The sequence below is a fragment of the Secundilactobacillus sp. MJ173 genome (assembly GCF_059704265.1).
Genome location: NZ_BAAKGN010000008.1, coordinates 41,042 through 55,285 on the forward strand (window position 1 = coordinate 41,042; position 14,244 = coordinate 55,285).

15 protein-coding genes are annotated in these 14,244 nt (G+C 46.1%); 14 read left to right on the forward strand and 1 reads right to left on the reverse strand.

Annotated features, from left to right (window positions below):
- The first annotated feature begins 61 nt into the window (after positions 1-61).
- From AC6H04_RS00815 to AC6H04_RS00880, 14 genes are all read left to right on the forward strand, one after another.
- The gene (locus AC6H04_RS00815; protein ID WP_497569880.1) at positions 62-1,576 is read left to right on the forward strand and encodes a cobyric acid synthase; all 1,515 of its coding nucleotides are present in this window, start codon (positions 62-64) and stop codon (positions 1,574-1,576) included.
- Between the two features lie 5 nt (positions 1,577-1,581).
- On the forward strand, positions 1,582-2,046 hold the full coding sequence (locus AC6H04_RS00820; RefSeq protein ID WP_497569881.1) for a precorrin-2 dehydrogenase/sirohydrochlorin ferrochelatase family protein: 465 nt from the start codon (positions 1,582-1,584) through the stop codon (positions 2,044-2,046).
- A 3-nt stretch (positions 2,047-2,049) separates the two neighbouring features.
- The gene (hemA, locus tag AC6H04_RS00825) at positions 2,050-3,339 is read left to right on the forward strand and encodes a glutamyl-tRNA reductase (protein WP_497569882.1); all 1,290 of its coding nucleotides are present in this window, start codon (positions 2,050-2,052) and stop codon (positions 3,337-3,339) included.
- Positions 3,329-4,252, forward strand: coding sequence for a hydroxymethylbilane synthase (gene hemC / locus AC6H04_RS00830; RefSeq protein ID WP_497569883.1), 924 nt, complete (start codon positions 3,329-3,331; stop codon positions 4,250-4,252). Before hemA ends, hemC begins: the two co-directional genes overlap by 11 nt.
- A 68-nt stretch (positions 4,253-4,320) precedes the next feature.
- Positions 4,321-5,301, forward strand: coding sequence for a porphobilinogen synthase (hemB, locus tag AC6H04_RS00835; RefSeq protein ID WP_497569884.1), 981 nt, complete (start codon positions 4,321-4,323; stop codon positions 5,299-5,301).
- Positions 5,302-5,328: 27 nt separating this feature from the next.
- A complete protein-coding gene (hemL, locus tag AC6H04_RS00840) occupies positions 5,329-6,621 on the forward strand; it encodes a glutamate-1-semialdehyde 2,1-aminomutase (RefSeq protein ID WP_497569885.1) in 1,293 nt (430 codons plus the stop codon).
- 5 nt (positions 6,622-6,626) lie between these two features.
- Positions 6,627-7,376 (forward strand): hypothetical protein, encoded by a 750-nt coding sequence (locus AC6H04_RS00845; RefSeq protein ID WP_497569886.1) that lies wholly within the window; start codon positions 6,627-6,629, stop codon positions 7,374-7,376.
- A complete protein-coding gene (locus AC6H04_RS00850; protein WP_497569887.1) occupies positions 7,373-7,969 on the forward strand; it encodes a bifunctional adenosylcobinamide kinase/adenosylcobinamide-phosphate guanylyltransferase in 597 nt (198 codons plus the stop codon). The genes AC6H04_RS00845 and AC6H04_RS00850 overlap by 4 nt, the downstream gene beginning before the upstream one ends.
- Before the next feature lie 12 nt (positions 7,970-7,981).
- Complete coding sequence (locus AC6H04_RS00855; RefSeq protein ID WP_497569888.1) at positions 7,982-8,740, forward strand: adenosylcobinamide-GDP ribazoletransferase; 759 nt, start codon at positions 7,982-7,984, stop codon at positions 8,738-8,740.
- Entirely contained in the window at positions 8,737-9,327 is a 591-nt protein-coding gene (locus AC6H04_RS00860; RefSeq protein ID WP_497569889.1) for a histidine phosphatase family protein, read from the forward strand. The genes AC6H04_RS00855 and AC6H04_RS00860 overlap by 4 nt, the downstream gene beginning before the upstream one ends.
- 17 nt (positions 9,328-9,344) lie before the next feature.
- Positions 9,345-10,064, forward strand: a complete 720-nt coding sequence (locus AC6H04_RS00865; protein WP_497569890.1) for a uroporphyrinogen-III synthase — start codon at positions 9,345-9,347, stop codon at positions 10,062-10,064.
- A gap of 147 nt (positions 10,065-10,211) precedes the next feature.
- Positions 10,212-10,919, forward strand: coding sequence for an MIP/aquaporin family protein (locus AC6H04_RS00870; RefSeq protein ID WP_497569891.1), 708 nt, complete (start codon positions 10,212-10,214; stop codon positions 10,917-10,919).
- A 230-nt stretch (positions 10,920-11,149) separates the two neighbouring features.
- Entirely contained in the window at positions 11,150-12,910 is a 1,761-nt protein-coding gene (gene spxB / locus AC6H04_RS00875) for a pyruvate oxidase (protein WP_497569892.1), read from the forward strand.
- Positions 12,911-13,098: 188 nt separating this feature from the next.
- Positions 13,099-13,290: a hypothetical protein gene (locus AC6H04_RS00880; protein WP_497569893.1), complete on the forward strand. Its 192-nt coding sequence runs from the start codon at positions 13,099-13,101 to the stop codon at positions 13,288-13,290.
- Between the two features lie 193 nt (positions 13,291-13,483).
- On the opposite strand, the gene lepB is transcribed toward AC6H04_RS00880, so the two are convergent.
- On the reverse strand, positions 13,484-14,068 hold the full coding sequence (gene lepB / locus AC6H04_RS00885) for a signal peptidase I (protein ID WP_497569894.1): 585 nt from the start codon (positions 14,066-14,068) through the stop codon (positions 13,484-13,486).
- Positions 14,069-14,244: the final 176 nt, after the last annotated feature.

Consider the following 14,244-nt stretch of genomic DNA (forward strand, 5'->3'; position numbering starts at 1 on the left):
GAGCCACTTGTTTCAGAAATGACGACTAGATGAGTATTGATTAACTTCAGGAGGGTTGATTATGGGAACGCAATCAATCATGTTTCAGGGAACGGCTTCGGATTCAGGTAAGAGCTGGGTTGCGGCTGGTCTTTGCCGAATATTAAAAAATCGGGGTCTTAAAGTTGCCCCGTTTAAATCACAGAATATGGCGTTAAATTCCTACATTACCGCTGATGGTAAGGAAATGGGTCGGGCCCAGGTGTTTCAGGCGGAAGCAGCTGGCGTTGCCCCAGACGTACGGATGAATCCTTTATTATTGAAACCATCGACGGACAAGGAATCACAGGTGGTATTTATGGGCAAGGTGCTCACAGATATGACTGCGGTTGAGTATCAAGACCATAAAATGGCGCTGAAGGATCGGGTGCTAGAAACGTACAAATCATTGGCTGCCGAAAACGACGTCATGGTCCTAGAAGGTGCCGGAAGTCCAGCAGAAATCAACCTGGATACCAAAGGATTGGTTAACATGGGCATGGCTGAAATGGCTCACGCGCCCGTTATTCTGGTCGCTGATATTGATAAGGGTGGGATGTACGCGTCGATTTACGGCACGATTAAGTTGCTGCCTGAAGAAGACCAGAAGCGGTTTAAGGGTATTATCATCAATAAATTTCGTGGCGATGCCAGTCTGCTGAAGTCCGGAAATGATATGATTGAAGAATTGACCGGTGTGCCAGTCATCGGAGTGATTCCCATGACCGATGTTGACCTGGATGAGGAAGACAGTGTCGCGCTTGAGCGGAAATCACGGGTCAAGGATGCAACGAAGGATCTTGATGTAGCGGTAATGGCCTTGCAGAAGATGTCCAACTTTACTGATTTTCACAGTTTGGAAATCCAGCCAGATGTCTCAGTCCGCTACGTGGTTAAGCCAGAAGATCTTGGGAATCCAGACCTGCTGATTCTGCCTGGTAGTAAGAACACTAACGAAGATATGGCTTATCTGCGAACGCATGGATTTGTTTCTGAGATTCAGGCGTTACACGCACATAAGACGCAGATCGTCGGTATTTGCGGCGGGTACCAAATTCTTGGTAACCGCCTGCATGATCCCAACCATGTGGAATCGGATATTGCCGACCAAGATGGTTTGCAGCTGCTCGATATTCAAACCACTTTTACCGGAGAAAAGACCACCACGCAGGCTATCGCGAAACATCAGGATACCACCTTGCACGGTTATGAGATTCATATGGGAGAGACCACGCTGGGAAAGAATGCCCGCCCATTTTCAACCATTATTGAAAACAACGGCAAACCTGAAGACCGCTTAGATGGTGCTGTGAACGCGGATGGCAGTGTTTGGGGAACTTATCTCCACGGTATTTTTGACAACACTGCCTGGACGCGACAGCTGCTGGATCGGTTACGGGTCGCTAAGGGTCTGCAGCCGTTACACGCCAAGAATGAGTCCATGGCGGAATATAAGGAAGCGCAATACGAAAAGTTAGCTAAAATTGTTGAAGAAAACGTGGATATGGCTAAGATTGATCAAATTTTGGCTGAATCTGACGTGGATTACGGGAAGTGAATCTAGTGAACTATCCATATCCAATTAACATTGACCTAGGGCGCAAGCGCGTTGCCGTGATTGGTGGGGGTAAGGTGGCCGCACGTAAAGTGGCTGGCTTACTGGATGCCAGGGCGAACGTTTTTGTCATCAGTCCCACACTGTGTGACGCGATTGACCCTGCTAAGATTACGTGGATCAAAAAGGAGTATGAGACCGGTGATATCTCCGAGATGGATATCATCATCGCCTGTACGAATAATCGTCGCGTTAATCGGCAAGTCACAAAAGACGCCACCCATTTTCAGTTAGTCAACGACGCCAGTGACAAAAAACAGTCTGACTTTTTCAACGTCGCACGTGTGGAATCAAAGAATCTGCTGGTGACTGTTTCGACTAAGGGCAAGTCACCAACTAAGGCTAAACAGATCAAGCAAGAAATTCGCCAGTGGCTTGAAAGTAAGCACTGGTTTAACCAAGAGGAGGATTAGTACATGTTTGTCATTTACGTCAGTCTGAACTACCAACATCTGCCAATTACCACGCGCGAACAGCTAGTTTTCAGCAAGGAAGAACTGACCCAGGCGAACCAACTGTTAAGTGATGAAAAATCGATCCTTGAAAATATGATTTTATCAACGTGTAACCGGACCGAAGTTTACGCCGTGGTTGACCAGATCCATACTGGCCGTTATTACATCAAACGCTTTTTAGCCAACTGGTTCCACGTCTCCATCGACCAAATTAGTAAATGGGCGGAAATTGGGTTTAAACAAGACGCCGTGGCGCACCTGCTACGGGTAACGACCGGGTTGGAGTCCTTGATTGTTGGTGAACCGCAGATTTTGGGTCAGGTGAAGGATGCTTTCTTCACTTCACGTGACCTTGGCACCACTGGGGTAATTCTCAATCACCTAGCAAAGGACGCCATTACTTTTGCTAAAAAACAGCATACGACCTATCGCGTGAGTGAATTGTCCAAAACATCGGGGCAGACCGGGTTACACCAAATTAAGACGGTTCTGCAGGATCTTTCGGATAAGCACTTAGTGATTGCCGGGCTTGGCGAGGTTGGTAGTCACGTGTTGAAGAATGCTAGTACCATGGGCTTTAGCGAAATCACCATTTTGAATCGAACCAATGCCAAAGCGACGCAGATGGCTGATCACTATGGTGCAACGGTGCAGGCAGCGGACTGGGATAAATTAGCGGTGGCAGCGAACGCGGCGGATGCTGTTATTCTCGCAACGTCAGCTAAAAAACCAGTGCTGAACGGCCACATTTTTGCTAGCGGCACCACCAATTTGAAAATTATCGTGGACTTAGGTGTTCCACGTAACGTGCATCGAGAGGATCTGCCTACTGAGATCACCTATTTTGATATTGATCACTTAACGGCTATCATCTCAGAAAATCAAAAAACTAAGGCTGATATGATCGACCAGATGGCTGCTCAAGTACCGGCTGCCGTAGATGAGTTTTACGTGTGGGAGCAACAGCTTCACGTGGTACCCGTCATTAAAGAGATTCGGGAGTCTGCGATGGCTATTGAAAAGACCGCTTACGACAGTTTACTGCGTAAGTTGCCAGAACTTGATACTCACCAACGTAAGGTCATCAGTAAGCATATGAAGAGCATCATCAATCAGATGATCCTAGGTCCCATCAAAGGGGTCAAGGAGTTGGCGCTTCAGGATGACGTGGATGTGGACCTGGCATTTATTTGTCAGATTTTTGGCCTACCAACAGACTTAGCGAAACAGGAGCATACTTATGAAAAATGAATTTGTAGTGGGATCACGTAAGAGCCTGTTGGCCATGTGTCAGTCAAAATTGGTCATTGCGGCTCTGCAGAAACGATTCCCCAATATCACCTTTCGTATTAAAGAAATTGTGACGCAAGGTGACCGAAACCTGAAGGATAGCCTTCAAAAAATTGGCGGTAAAGGGGTCTTCGTTAAGGAAATTGAAGCGGAACTGCAAAGTGGCGATATTGACTTTGCGGTTCACAGCCTAAAAGATGTGATGCCGGTATTACCTGATGATTTAATTATCGGGGCAATTCCTAAGCGGCAATCTCCCTATGATTGTTTGATCACACCCAAAAAGGTGACACAGTTAGCTGATTTGCCACAAGGTGCGCGAATCGGCACTAACAGTCTCCGGCGTCAGGGGCAACTGCTGCATTTACGGCCAGACATTCAGGTGATCCCGATTCGTGGAAATGTTGATACACGGATCAAGAAAATTGAAACGGAACATTTAGATGGTGTGATTTTGGCGGAATCCGGGTTAGACCGGCTGCAAGTCTCGCTGGATGGTTTGTATCGGCTGAGTTTGAAAGATGATATTTTACCGGCTACAGGCCAAGGCGCGTTGGCCATTGAATGTCGCAAGCTGGACGCTGATACGCTGGCATTGTTAAGCGCCATTGACGATGCAACTACCAAGCAAAACGTACAAGTCGAACGTGACTTTTTGCGCGCTTTGGGTGGCAGCTGCAATTACCCAATTGGGGCGTTTGCAGAATCGAGCGAAGATCAGATTACCTTTAAGGGTTTAGTCGCGTCACCCGATGGCGTCCACCTGTTTCACAAGACAGTGCAGGGAACGATTAATGACAAAATTGGTAGCCAAGCTGCTGATACATTAATTGCTGAAGGCGCTTTGAAATTGATTGAATCAACGTTAAAATAAGTATATTTAGTGAATGATTACGCTTACTTATTATTAAAAAATATATAGCGGAAAGAAGATTATACATTATGGTTACATTTGATCGTCATCGTCGTTTAAGAAGCAGTGCAGCAATGCGTGATCTCGTGCGCGAGAATCACTTAGAAAAATCGGATTTGATCATGCCAGTATTCGTGGATGCCACGATTCAGGACAAGGAAGAAATTGCCTCTATGCCCGGTATTTACCGGTATAGTCTCAATACCATTTTGGATGAAGTGAAAGAAATCGTTGATTTAGGAATTCAGTCGATCCTGGTTTTTGGGATTCCGGATCACAAGGATGACGTGGGTACCAGTGCTTGGGAAGAGCACGGTATCGTGCAGGAAGCGATTCGTAAGATTAAGGCGGCTTATCCAGAATTGATCGTCATCGCTGATACTTGCATGTGTGAGTACACATCCACTGGTCACTGCGGTATCGTGAAGGACCACAAAGTATTAAACGATGAATCGCTCGAATACAACACCAAGGTTGCGGTCAGTCAAGTTAAAGCTGGCGCTGACATGGTTGCTCCTTCAAACGCCATGGACGGTTTTGTGGCCGCCATTCGTGAAGGTTTGGATAAAGCAGGGTTTAAAGAAACCCCAATCATGGCCTACTCGGTTAAGTTTGCTTCTAGCTTCTACGGTCCATTCCGTGACGCCGCTGATGGCGCACCGCAGTTTGGTGATCGGAAGGGATATCAGATGGATCCAGCGAACCGACTTGAAGCTATTCGTGAAATGAAGAGTGACGAAGAAGAAGGTGCCGATTTCACCATGGTCAAACCAGCAATGGCATTTGCTGATATCATCCGTGATGTTCGTAACAACACCAACTTACCATTAGTCGCTTACAATGTTTCTGGTGAATATGCCATGGTTAAAGCCGCTGCAGCAAACGGTTGGATCGATGAAGAACAGATCGTCAACGAGGTGCTGGTGGGCTTGAAACGTGCCGGTGCTGATCTGATCATCACCTACTTCGCGAAGGAAGTTGCTGCACGGATGGACGCGCAAAAGAAATAAAAACCATAAGAGAAGGGAACACACACATTGAAAAATTTTGATAACTCAAAAAGAGCGTTCAAAGAAGCGCAAGACTACATGCCCGGTGGTGTAAATAGTCCAGTACGGGCGTTTAAGAACGTTGGTGGTGACCCACTGTTTATTAAGCAGGGGAAGGGTGCACACATTGAAGATATTGATGGGAACACGTTTATCGACTACGTGCTGTCATGGGGGCCGTTGATCCTAGGTCACGCTGATGACAAAGTTGTTAGCGATTTGCAGGCAGCCACTGAAAAAGGGACTAGTTATGGTGCACCAACAGAATTAGAAACGGAGCTGGCTAAGAAAATCCATGAAATCGTACCGTCTGTTGAGATGATGCGGATGGTTTCATCTGGGACTGAAGCCACAATGAGTGCCATTCGTTTAGCTCGTGGGTTTACGAAGCGCGATAAAATCGTGAAATTTGTCGGTAACTATCACGGCCACAGTGACTCTTTGCTGGTAGATGCTGGCTCTGGTCTAGCCACGTTTAATATCAACACTTCACCAGGTGTACCAAAGGATTTGGCCTACGATACGTTGACGGTGCCATATAACGATGTGGCGGGTATCAAAGCCGTTTTTGAAAAGCACGGACCTGAAATTGCGGCCGTTATCGTTGAACCCATCGCTGGGAACATGGGCGTTATTCCAGGAACGCAAGAATTCTTGGATACCTTGAGACAGTTAACAACGGATGCTGGTTCACTGCTGATCTTTGATGAAGTGATGTCTGGGTTCCGAGCTGCCTACCATGGCGCACAAAGCCTTTATCACATCAAGCCAGATCTTACCACCCTTGGAAAAGTCGTTGGTGGCGGGCTACCCGTTGGTGTGTTTGGTGGTCGTCGGGACATTATGGAACACATTACACCAGTTGGCAGTATCTATCACGCGGGGACCTTATCGGGGAACCCATTGGCCATGACCGGTGGTTTAAGCACACTTAACCAGTTGAACGATAAGCTGTACCAGGAGATGACAGCTAAAACCACCCGTCTGGTAGAAGGAATCAAGGCTGCTGGCGATGCTCACAACGTGCCGATTACGGTGCACCATGTTGGGACCATGTGGAGTTACTTCTTCAACGCTGGTCCAGTGAACAACTTCGATGACGTCCAAGCCAGCGATGTGGCCTACTTTGCAAAATTCTTCAAACAGTTACTGCAACAGGGAATTTACACCGCGCCATCGCAGTTTGAAACTAACTTTATGTCCAGCAAGCACACAGATCAGGACATTGACGATACGATCCAAGCATTCAACAACGCCTTTGATGCAGTAAATAACGGGTAACGCATATGATAAATACACAGTTTCGAGACTTAACGTTAACGCCGATAACAGCAGAGGAAACATTGGTGATCGCGTGTGACAGCAGTGCCGGAATTGGGGAGAAAAAAGCAGACGTTGTAGCCGTTGATCCAGCTATTACGGCTGCTTATTCTTTAAGGGTGCCACTTTTAGAGTTGATGTGTTTTGGGGCCCACCCCATTACGGTTGTTGATACGATCGGTAATGAAATGGTGCCAACCGGTGAGCGAATCATCAGTGGTGTCAAAGCAGAGCTTGCGCGGGCGCAATTATCCGATATACCGTTAAACGGCAGTACAGAAGATAACATGGCCACCCTCACAACGTCGATTGGTATCACGGTGATTGGCCGAATTCAAACGGCCAACATCCCCAAACCAGCGACTACGGACCTGACCGTTTTTAAATTGGGTACGCCTTACGTGGGTAACGAAGTCGTTGCACATTTAGATTCTATTTTTAGTTACGATAAAGTTCGTCAAATCCGTGCGAACACTGACGTTGTGGATATGTTGCCGGTGGGGTCAAAGGGTGTGACGTATGAACTTGACCAAATGGCGCAGACGAATCAGTTGGAGACGCATTACTTGGTTGACCGGACGTTGCCAGAATTAAATACTTCTGCTGGTCCGGCAACCGTCGTATTGGTCGGGGTAAAAAAGACCAAGGCAAAAGCAGTGAGTCAGGCGTTTCCAGAATTGGTTGCGGTGGCAGAACTCAGGAGGTATGAAGCATGAAGAGCCAGTTAGTGTTAGTGACCGGTGGGGCCAAGAGCGGTAAATCGGTGTTCGCCGAACAATCGCTGTCGGACGAATCTTGTGTGTGCTATATCGCTACGGGTGTAATGACTCAGCCAGACCCGGAAATGCAGTTGCGGATTAAAACGCATCAGAAACGACGAGCCGAAAAAAACTGGGCCACTGAAGAACGGTACCAAAACGTTGGTGCGTTCATTATGGCCAATCATTACGATAGTTATTTGCTGGATGATGCCACTATGCTCATTACCAATTTGTTTTACGAGCGTGCAACTCAACTGGCAGCGGACCGGCACCTTGATGTGGATGAGACCATTGAGCAGATGACCAGCGAAGATATTGATGGATTGAGTCAGCAAATTTTTGATGCTTGGGATCAAATTGTCGAGGCGCTGCATGCCACTAACCAATCAATGGTTGTGGTGACTAACGAAACGGGCCTAGGCATTGTGCCAGCGACAAAACAGACGAGAATTTTGCGGGATATTTACGGCCAGGTGAACCAGCGCTTGGCACAGGCGGCTGACCACGTATACTTTGTAATCAGCGGTCTGTCACAACAGTTGAAATAATTGGGGGTTGCCATGGGAAAGGCATTAATTTTATACACACAATTTTTTACGCGGATTTCCATTCCAATCGAGATTAAGGATGTCACGAACAAGTTTAAAAATAATATTCAGTACTTCAGTCTCTTCGGGTTGTTGCTGGGCTGTCTTGAGGCGCTGATCTTCTGGGGCTTTGCCAGTATTTTTCCACTTTGGTTTGCCTGGATCATTTACTGGGTCACGGATGGGCTGCTGACCGGTGGTTTCCACCTAGACGCTTTAGCGGATACTGCCGATGGGCTATTTTCGTCACGGAAGCCCGAAAAAATGAAGGATATCATGCACGATAGTCGGCTTGGAACCATGGGTGCATTGGGCTTGATCTACTTTTACTTGATCGTTATCGGTGGTGGCATTGCCATTTGCAATCTGCTGCCATTGTGGCAACTGATTGGGTTAACAGCAGTCATGACCATGATTGCCAAAACGGGAATCGGACTGCTGTTTTACAAGATGGTCTATAACGGTGATAACGGACTGGCCAGCATTTGGATCGGCGTTAAGACCTGGCGAATCGTGGCGTCCCAGTTAGTGGCTATCGTGGTCATTGGTGCAGTGTTGCAGTGGCCGGGTCTGGTTGGCTATTTAGCCATCGTTGTGTTTGGGTATTTTTACCGGCGTTTTAACATTCGGTTGCTGAAGGGCTTTAGCGGTGACACCATTGGCGCTTTTGGTGAGTTATCGCAGGTAATTTTCCTGCTGGTATACAGTGGCATTATTGAGGTGATCAAATGACTTTATTCGTAACGCGACATGGCGAAACGACGTTAAATCAGCACCGAAAATTCTATGGCACCTTGGATGTGGCCCTTGATGAAAACGGCCGTCGGCAAGCTACTGAACTTGCCGAGAAGCTGCAGCATCAACCACTTGATATTATTATTCGCAGTGCAACAACGCGAACAAAGCAAACCGCCCAACCCATTATTGATGAACATCCAAACGCGACCGTTTACGTGAATGCTGATTTGAATGAGAAGGGGTTTGGTGACTGGGAAGGACTGGATGCGGATGAGATTGAGGCACAAGACCCAATCACCTGGGCGCACTGGATCAAGCAGCCCTTTGATGTGACGCCAAAGGGTGCTGAGAGCTATACAGTCTTTTCGAAGCGTGTGCTGCATGCAATTGCAGGCTATCAGGATTTGCTGGCTTCGGCGGCTAACGTGTTAATTGTTGCGCACCTTGGCACGTTACGCGTAATGCATCAATCGTGGGTACCAGACACGGTATTTTGGGACCTTGATTTCAAAGCGGGCCACTATTCAACGTACCAGCCTGATGGGCAAGGTAAAATGAGGGTCTTAGCGTTAAATCAATGAGTGAGAAGGTGTTCTCGGTGGCATTTTTAATTACGTATCCAAAAGAGAAGGTCGAACCGGAACTGCGGGCACAATTGGCAAAGGTTACGGTGCCGTTATATTTGCCATTACGTGAACTGGTAGCAACTCAGCTAACAACGGCTGAGGTTACACGGATTCGTATGGCAACAGGTATTGTGATCACGAGTCAATTCGCACTTCAGGTCTATTTGAGTCATGACTGGCACCAGGTGACTCAGCCAAAATTCTTTGTTCTAAGTCAAAAAATGGCAGCGCAATTACAAGCTGAAGGGCTTACCGAGGTAACGTACCCAGTGGCAGAAAATCAGGCCAGTTTGGCGCAATTATTAGCCTCATCTCAGGCTCGACCATTGCTTTGGCTGACAGGTAATCGGCACGTCAAACACAATCGGCTGTCAGTTATGCCGTACCTGACTCAATTAACGTGTTACAAAAATAGTTGGTCTCAGAAGCAAGAAGAACAGGTGATTTCCCAACTGAAGGGGCATCAAATCACTAGAATCCTTGTGACGAGCCCTTCAAGCTATATGCGATTACAGTCGATTGAAGCACGACTTGCACCCCAATTTTCATCAGTGACCTACTATACACTTGGTCACAGCACGTTTACATTAATCAACCAAATTGGAAAAAACGTCATCCAGCCTGTAAACAAGCAACATGTGCTTCGGCAAATGCTACAAAAAATGTGTCATGATGAGGTTACTAATCAGTAAAATTTTGAACATTATCATACTTTTTTGCTGAAATTAAGCACATTTATGTTGTAAAGAAGTGAAAATAATGTAAATAAAGCGCTTACAAATATGCTAATATTAGTGTGTTAATTGTTTAACAAACTTATATAAAGGTGGGTGTCACTAATGGATGGTTTTATTGGTGAGTTTTTCGGCACTGCGATCCTGATTTTGTTAGGAGCCGGTACTGGTGCCGGGATCAACTTAAATAAGACGTACGCCAAGGGATCTAGTTGGTTGTTCGTCTGCCTGTCGTGGGGTATGGCTGTTACCATGGGGGTATATGTTGCGGGACTTTTAGGCTCAGATGGTCATTTAAACCCTGCAGTTACGATTCCGTTCGCAATCTTTGGATTGTTCCCATGGAATGAAGTATTGCCATATTTAGCAGGCCAATTCTTAGGTGCGTTTGTCGGGGCAGCATTAGTAATGGTTGCATTTGGTGCACACTTTAAGGAAACAAAAGGGGAAGAAAATGGGAACACGGTTGGTATTTTTGCTACTATGCCAGCAATTAAGTCACCTCTTTTCAACTTCTTGTCAGAAGTTATTGCCACATTCGGTTTTGTCTTTATTCTTCTTAATTTAGGTAACTTCACGACTGGTTTGAAACCACTTGTTGTTGGGTTCTTGATCTTCGTTATTGGTACTGGTTTAGGGACGACCACCGGGTTCGCCATTAACCCAGCCCGTGACTGGGGTCCACGTTTTGCCTACACGATTTTGCCAGTTCCTAACAAGGGTTCAGCTCACTGGGATTACTCATGGGTACCAATGTGCGGCCCACTGGTTGGTGGTTTCATCGCAGCTGCGTTGGAAACAGCAATTCACTAGCATTTAGCAATCATATTCAATCAAAGTGCAATCATCTAAGATCTGTTCTGGTATTAACCGATGAAAGTCGGTTGATACCAGAATTTTTTTACGTTCAAATTGTGAATAATTAACTTACAAAAAGTAAGCTAATCTCGTGACTTTTAAATTTGTTCGTCCTATACTCTTCCATGTTAAACAATTTAAGAATTAAAAGTTCTCATAGAAACTGATGGAGGAGTGCGATTCAGATGACAAAGATGATGGCAGGACAAGCATTAGTTAAGGTATTGGAAGACTGGGATGTTGATCATATTTACGGGATTCCTGGGGGATCGATTAACCACACCGTTGAAGGGTTATACCTAGAACAAGATAAAATTAAATATATTCAGGTACGCCACGAAGAGGTGGGGGCTATTGCAGCGTCTGCTGATGCTAAATTTACCGGTAAAATTGGGGTTGCTTTTGGTTCTGCAGGTCCTGGTGCAACTCACCTGTTCAACGGCCTGTACGACGCCAAAATGGACCACGTCCCCGTGTTGGCCATCGTTGGTCAAGTTGCTCAGCCAGTGATGAACACGAATTTCTTCCAGGAAATGGATGAAACACCAATGTTTGAAGATGTTTCGGTCTACAACCGGACAGTAACCACGGCTGAACAGATTCCCTACGTAATTAACGAAGCGATTCGTGAAGCTTACCGACAAAGCGGGGTTGCTGTGGTCATCTTGCCGGAAGATTTAACGACCAAGGAAATCGATTATGAACCAGCAAAGACGCCAAAAGTGGTGGCGAATAACTACAGCCAAACTGTAGATCCCAAGGCGATTGCTGACAGTCTGAAGATGATCAAAGAAGCTAAGCACCCGTTGATTTATGCAGGCCGTGGGTTATTAGGCGCCCGCGATGAGCTGACTAAGTTCTCAGAACAGTTCAACATCCCCGTCATGAATACGGTACCCGCAACTGGGGTGATTTCAACAGACCATCCTAACTTTATTGGGACCTTTGGCCGATTGGGTGCTAAATCAGGGTTTGAAGCTTTGCAACATGCAGACCTGATCCTCTTCCTAGCTTCCGAATTTCCATTCGCTAACTTCTGGCCAAAGGACGTTAAAATTATTCAAGTGAATACCAACGCCTTTGATATCGGCAAGACCGTTGATGTGGACTACGCGATTATTGCGGATGCTAAAGCTTATTTGAATGATATGATTGCTACTGGCGAAAGCCGTCCAGCTGATACTTGGCTGAAAGCAAACCAAGAAAACAAGGCGAACTGGGATAAGTGGTTAGATGAACAGGCTGAAGATGACAGCAAGGGCTTGAATCCTGAAGCAGTGACAAAGAAGATTGCTGAATTAGCCGGTCCTAACGATACCTACGCAGTTGATACTGGGAACGTTTCTGAATGGGGCGTTCGTGGCTTACCAATGAACAAGAATCAGCGATTTGCTATTTCTGGTTTATTTGCAACCATGGGCTTTGGCTTACCAGGCGGCATGGCTGGTGCGCTCAGTGTTCCGGACGCTCAGGCATGGTCGTTGTCAGGTGATGGCGGTTTTGCCATGGTAGCACCCGACATTATCACTGAAGCCCGTTACGAATTACCAGTGATCAACGTTGTCTTCTCCAACAGCCGCTTCGGTTTCATTTATTATGAACAGGCTGAATCCAAGCAGCACTTTTACGGCGTTGATTTGACTGATGCTGATTGGGCCAAGGTTGCTGAAGGACTTGGCGGTATTGGTTTCACGGTGAAGAATAAGGCTGATCTGGACGAGGTTTTTGCTAAGGTTAAGGACCTACAGGCTAATGGTAACAAGAAGCCAATCGTCATTAATGCTTACATCAAACCGGATGACCCAATTGCTACGGCCTTTATGCCATTAGATGAAAAGCTCTACGGTGCGGACACTGTTAAGGCGTACTCAGAGAAGTACCACATTGATCCAAAGACGCAGCCTTCATTGGGCGAATTACTGCGGGCCCAGGGCGACGAAAGATAGTTTTTAAAGTACTATAAATAGCGTATTGCACTGAAATAGTTGCAATGCGCTATTTTTGTATTATGGATGCCAACCCGCTATGGGGAAGATTATTTTAAGTTCTGTTGTTACAAATTTGCTGTAATGCACGCAAGATTAATGAAATCTGGTATGATACGAGTATACCTATCATGCAGGAGGAAAAAGCGATGGCGAACTGGTTGAGTGGGAAACGTCCAAAACGTCGGGTACTTGGGGGAACTAACAGTGATCACGAATTTGATTACGGGGAATTTTACACAAATTACGTTAAAACAAAGCAAAGGGATATGTCCCGCCAGCGGCAGCAAGCGCAACGGGTATCCAGCCAAATAAAAAAAGAACAGCAACGTCATTCGTAGTTGATGAGGGTGTGACACAACTCAGTAGCTTCCAGAATGTAACGTAAAAGAGCCACTCCGGTTTGCCGGGGTGGCTCTTTTACGTTACATGGCCGAATCTGAGTTGTAGAACGGGTTTTGGACTATATTGAAGCAATGCACAAATATTTAAGTATGTTTCAATACAGACTTATGGCACAGATTGCATAATAATCTATTCGTATCCCAAACCATTGACATTGGCACGTTGTGTTTTAGTTCCGGCCCAAAATGGGACTTTGACGACGCCCGCCACTTTACTCTTTTTCACGAAGCCCCAGTAACGCCCATCATTTGAGACACTTCGGTGGTCACCTAAAACGAAGTACTCACCCTTTGGAACAACCGTCACGTGTTTGCCCCAGCCGTACTGCTTTGCTAAGGTTTGTAATGTCCAGTTATGGTTGCTAGTGCCAGTAGTTGCTTCACTATTACTGATAAAGCTTTGATCAACAACTTTATCATTTACGTAAAGTTTGTTATTAATGAAAGAAACGGTATCACCAGGTAAGCCAATCACACGCTTCACATAGTCTGTGCCAGCAGTTGCTTCTGGATCAGCGCCATGGGCATCAAATACGATGACACTGAGATGCTTGATTTTTGCTTGTTTAAACATCCAGACCCGTTCGTTGTTGGTCAAGTTAGGTTCCATCGAAGGTCCATCGACACGGACGGGTGATAAAACAAAGGTTTTTAAGCCGAATGCCAGTAAGAGACCGATGACTACTGGTATGACGATTTCTTTGATGAATTTCATTGAGTGGTTATATCCCTTCCAGAGCCTGCCATTCAGGTCCTGTTATCTTAATTCACTCTATATTACTCTTTTTCCCCTAAAAGTCGCAATATGTCATGGTGATTTATCAAAATGTTAACGCGCCTGTAAATGATTTCACTAGTATTTTCCACATAATTCCGTATCATTGTATGTAG

Bases quoted from the DNA above. Each gene is read 5' to 3' on its own strand.
- lepB (WP_497569894.1), bottom strand. From the start codon at position 14,068: ATGAAATTCATCAAAGAAATCGTCATACCAGTAGTCATCGGTCTCTTA.
- AC6H04_RS00860 (WP_497569889.1), top strand. From the start codon at position 8,737: ATGACTTTATTCGTAACGCGACATGGCGAAACGACGTTAAATCAGCAC.
- spxB (WP_497569892.1), top strand. From the start codon at position 11,150: ATGACAAAGATGATGGCAGGACAAGCATTAGTTAAGGTATTGGAAGAC.
- hemC (WP_497569883.1), top strand. From the start codon at position 3,329: ATGAAAAATGAATTTGTAGTGGGATCACGTAAGAGCCTGTTGGCCATG.
- hemB (WP_497569884.1), top strand. From the start codon at position 4,321: ATGGTTACATTTGATCGTCATCGTCGTTTAAGAAGCAGTGCAGCAATG.
- AC6H04_RS00880 (WP_497569893.1), top strand. From the start codon at position 13,099: ATGGCGAACTGGTTGAGTGGGAAACGTCCAAAACGTCGGGTACTTGGG.
- AC6H04_RS00850 (WP_497569887.1), top strand. From the start codon at position 7,373: ATGAAGAGCCAGTTAGTGTTAGTGACCGGTGGGGCCAAGAGCGGTAAA.
- AC6H04_RS00815 (WP_497569880.1), top strand. From the start codon at position 62: ATGGGAACGCAATCAATCATGTTTCAGGGAACGGCTTCGGATTCAGGT.
- AC6H04_RS00870 (WP_497569891.1), top strand. From the start codon at position 10,212: ATGGATGGTTTTATTGGTGAGTTTTTCGGCACTGCGATCCTGATTTTG.
- AC6H04_RS00855 (WP_497569888.1), top strand. From the start codon at position 7,982: ATGGGAAAGGCATTAATTTTATACACACAATTTTTTACGCGGATTTCC.
- AC6H04_RS00845 (WP_497569886.1), top strand. From the start codon at position 6,627: ATGATAAATACACAGTTTCGAGACTTAACGTTAACGCCGATAACAGCA.
- hemA (WP_497569882.1), top strand. From the start codon at position 2,050: ATGTTTGTCATTTACGTCAGTCTGAACTACCAACATCTGCCAATTACC.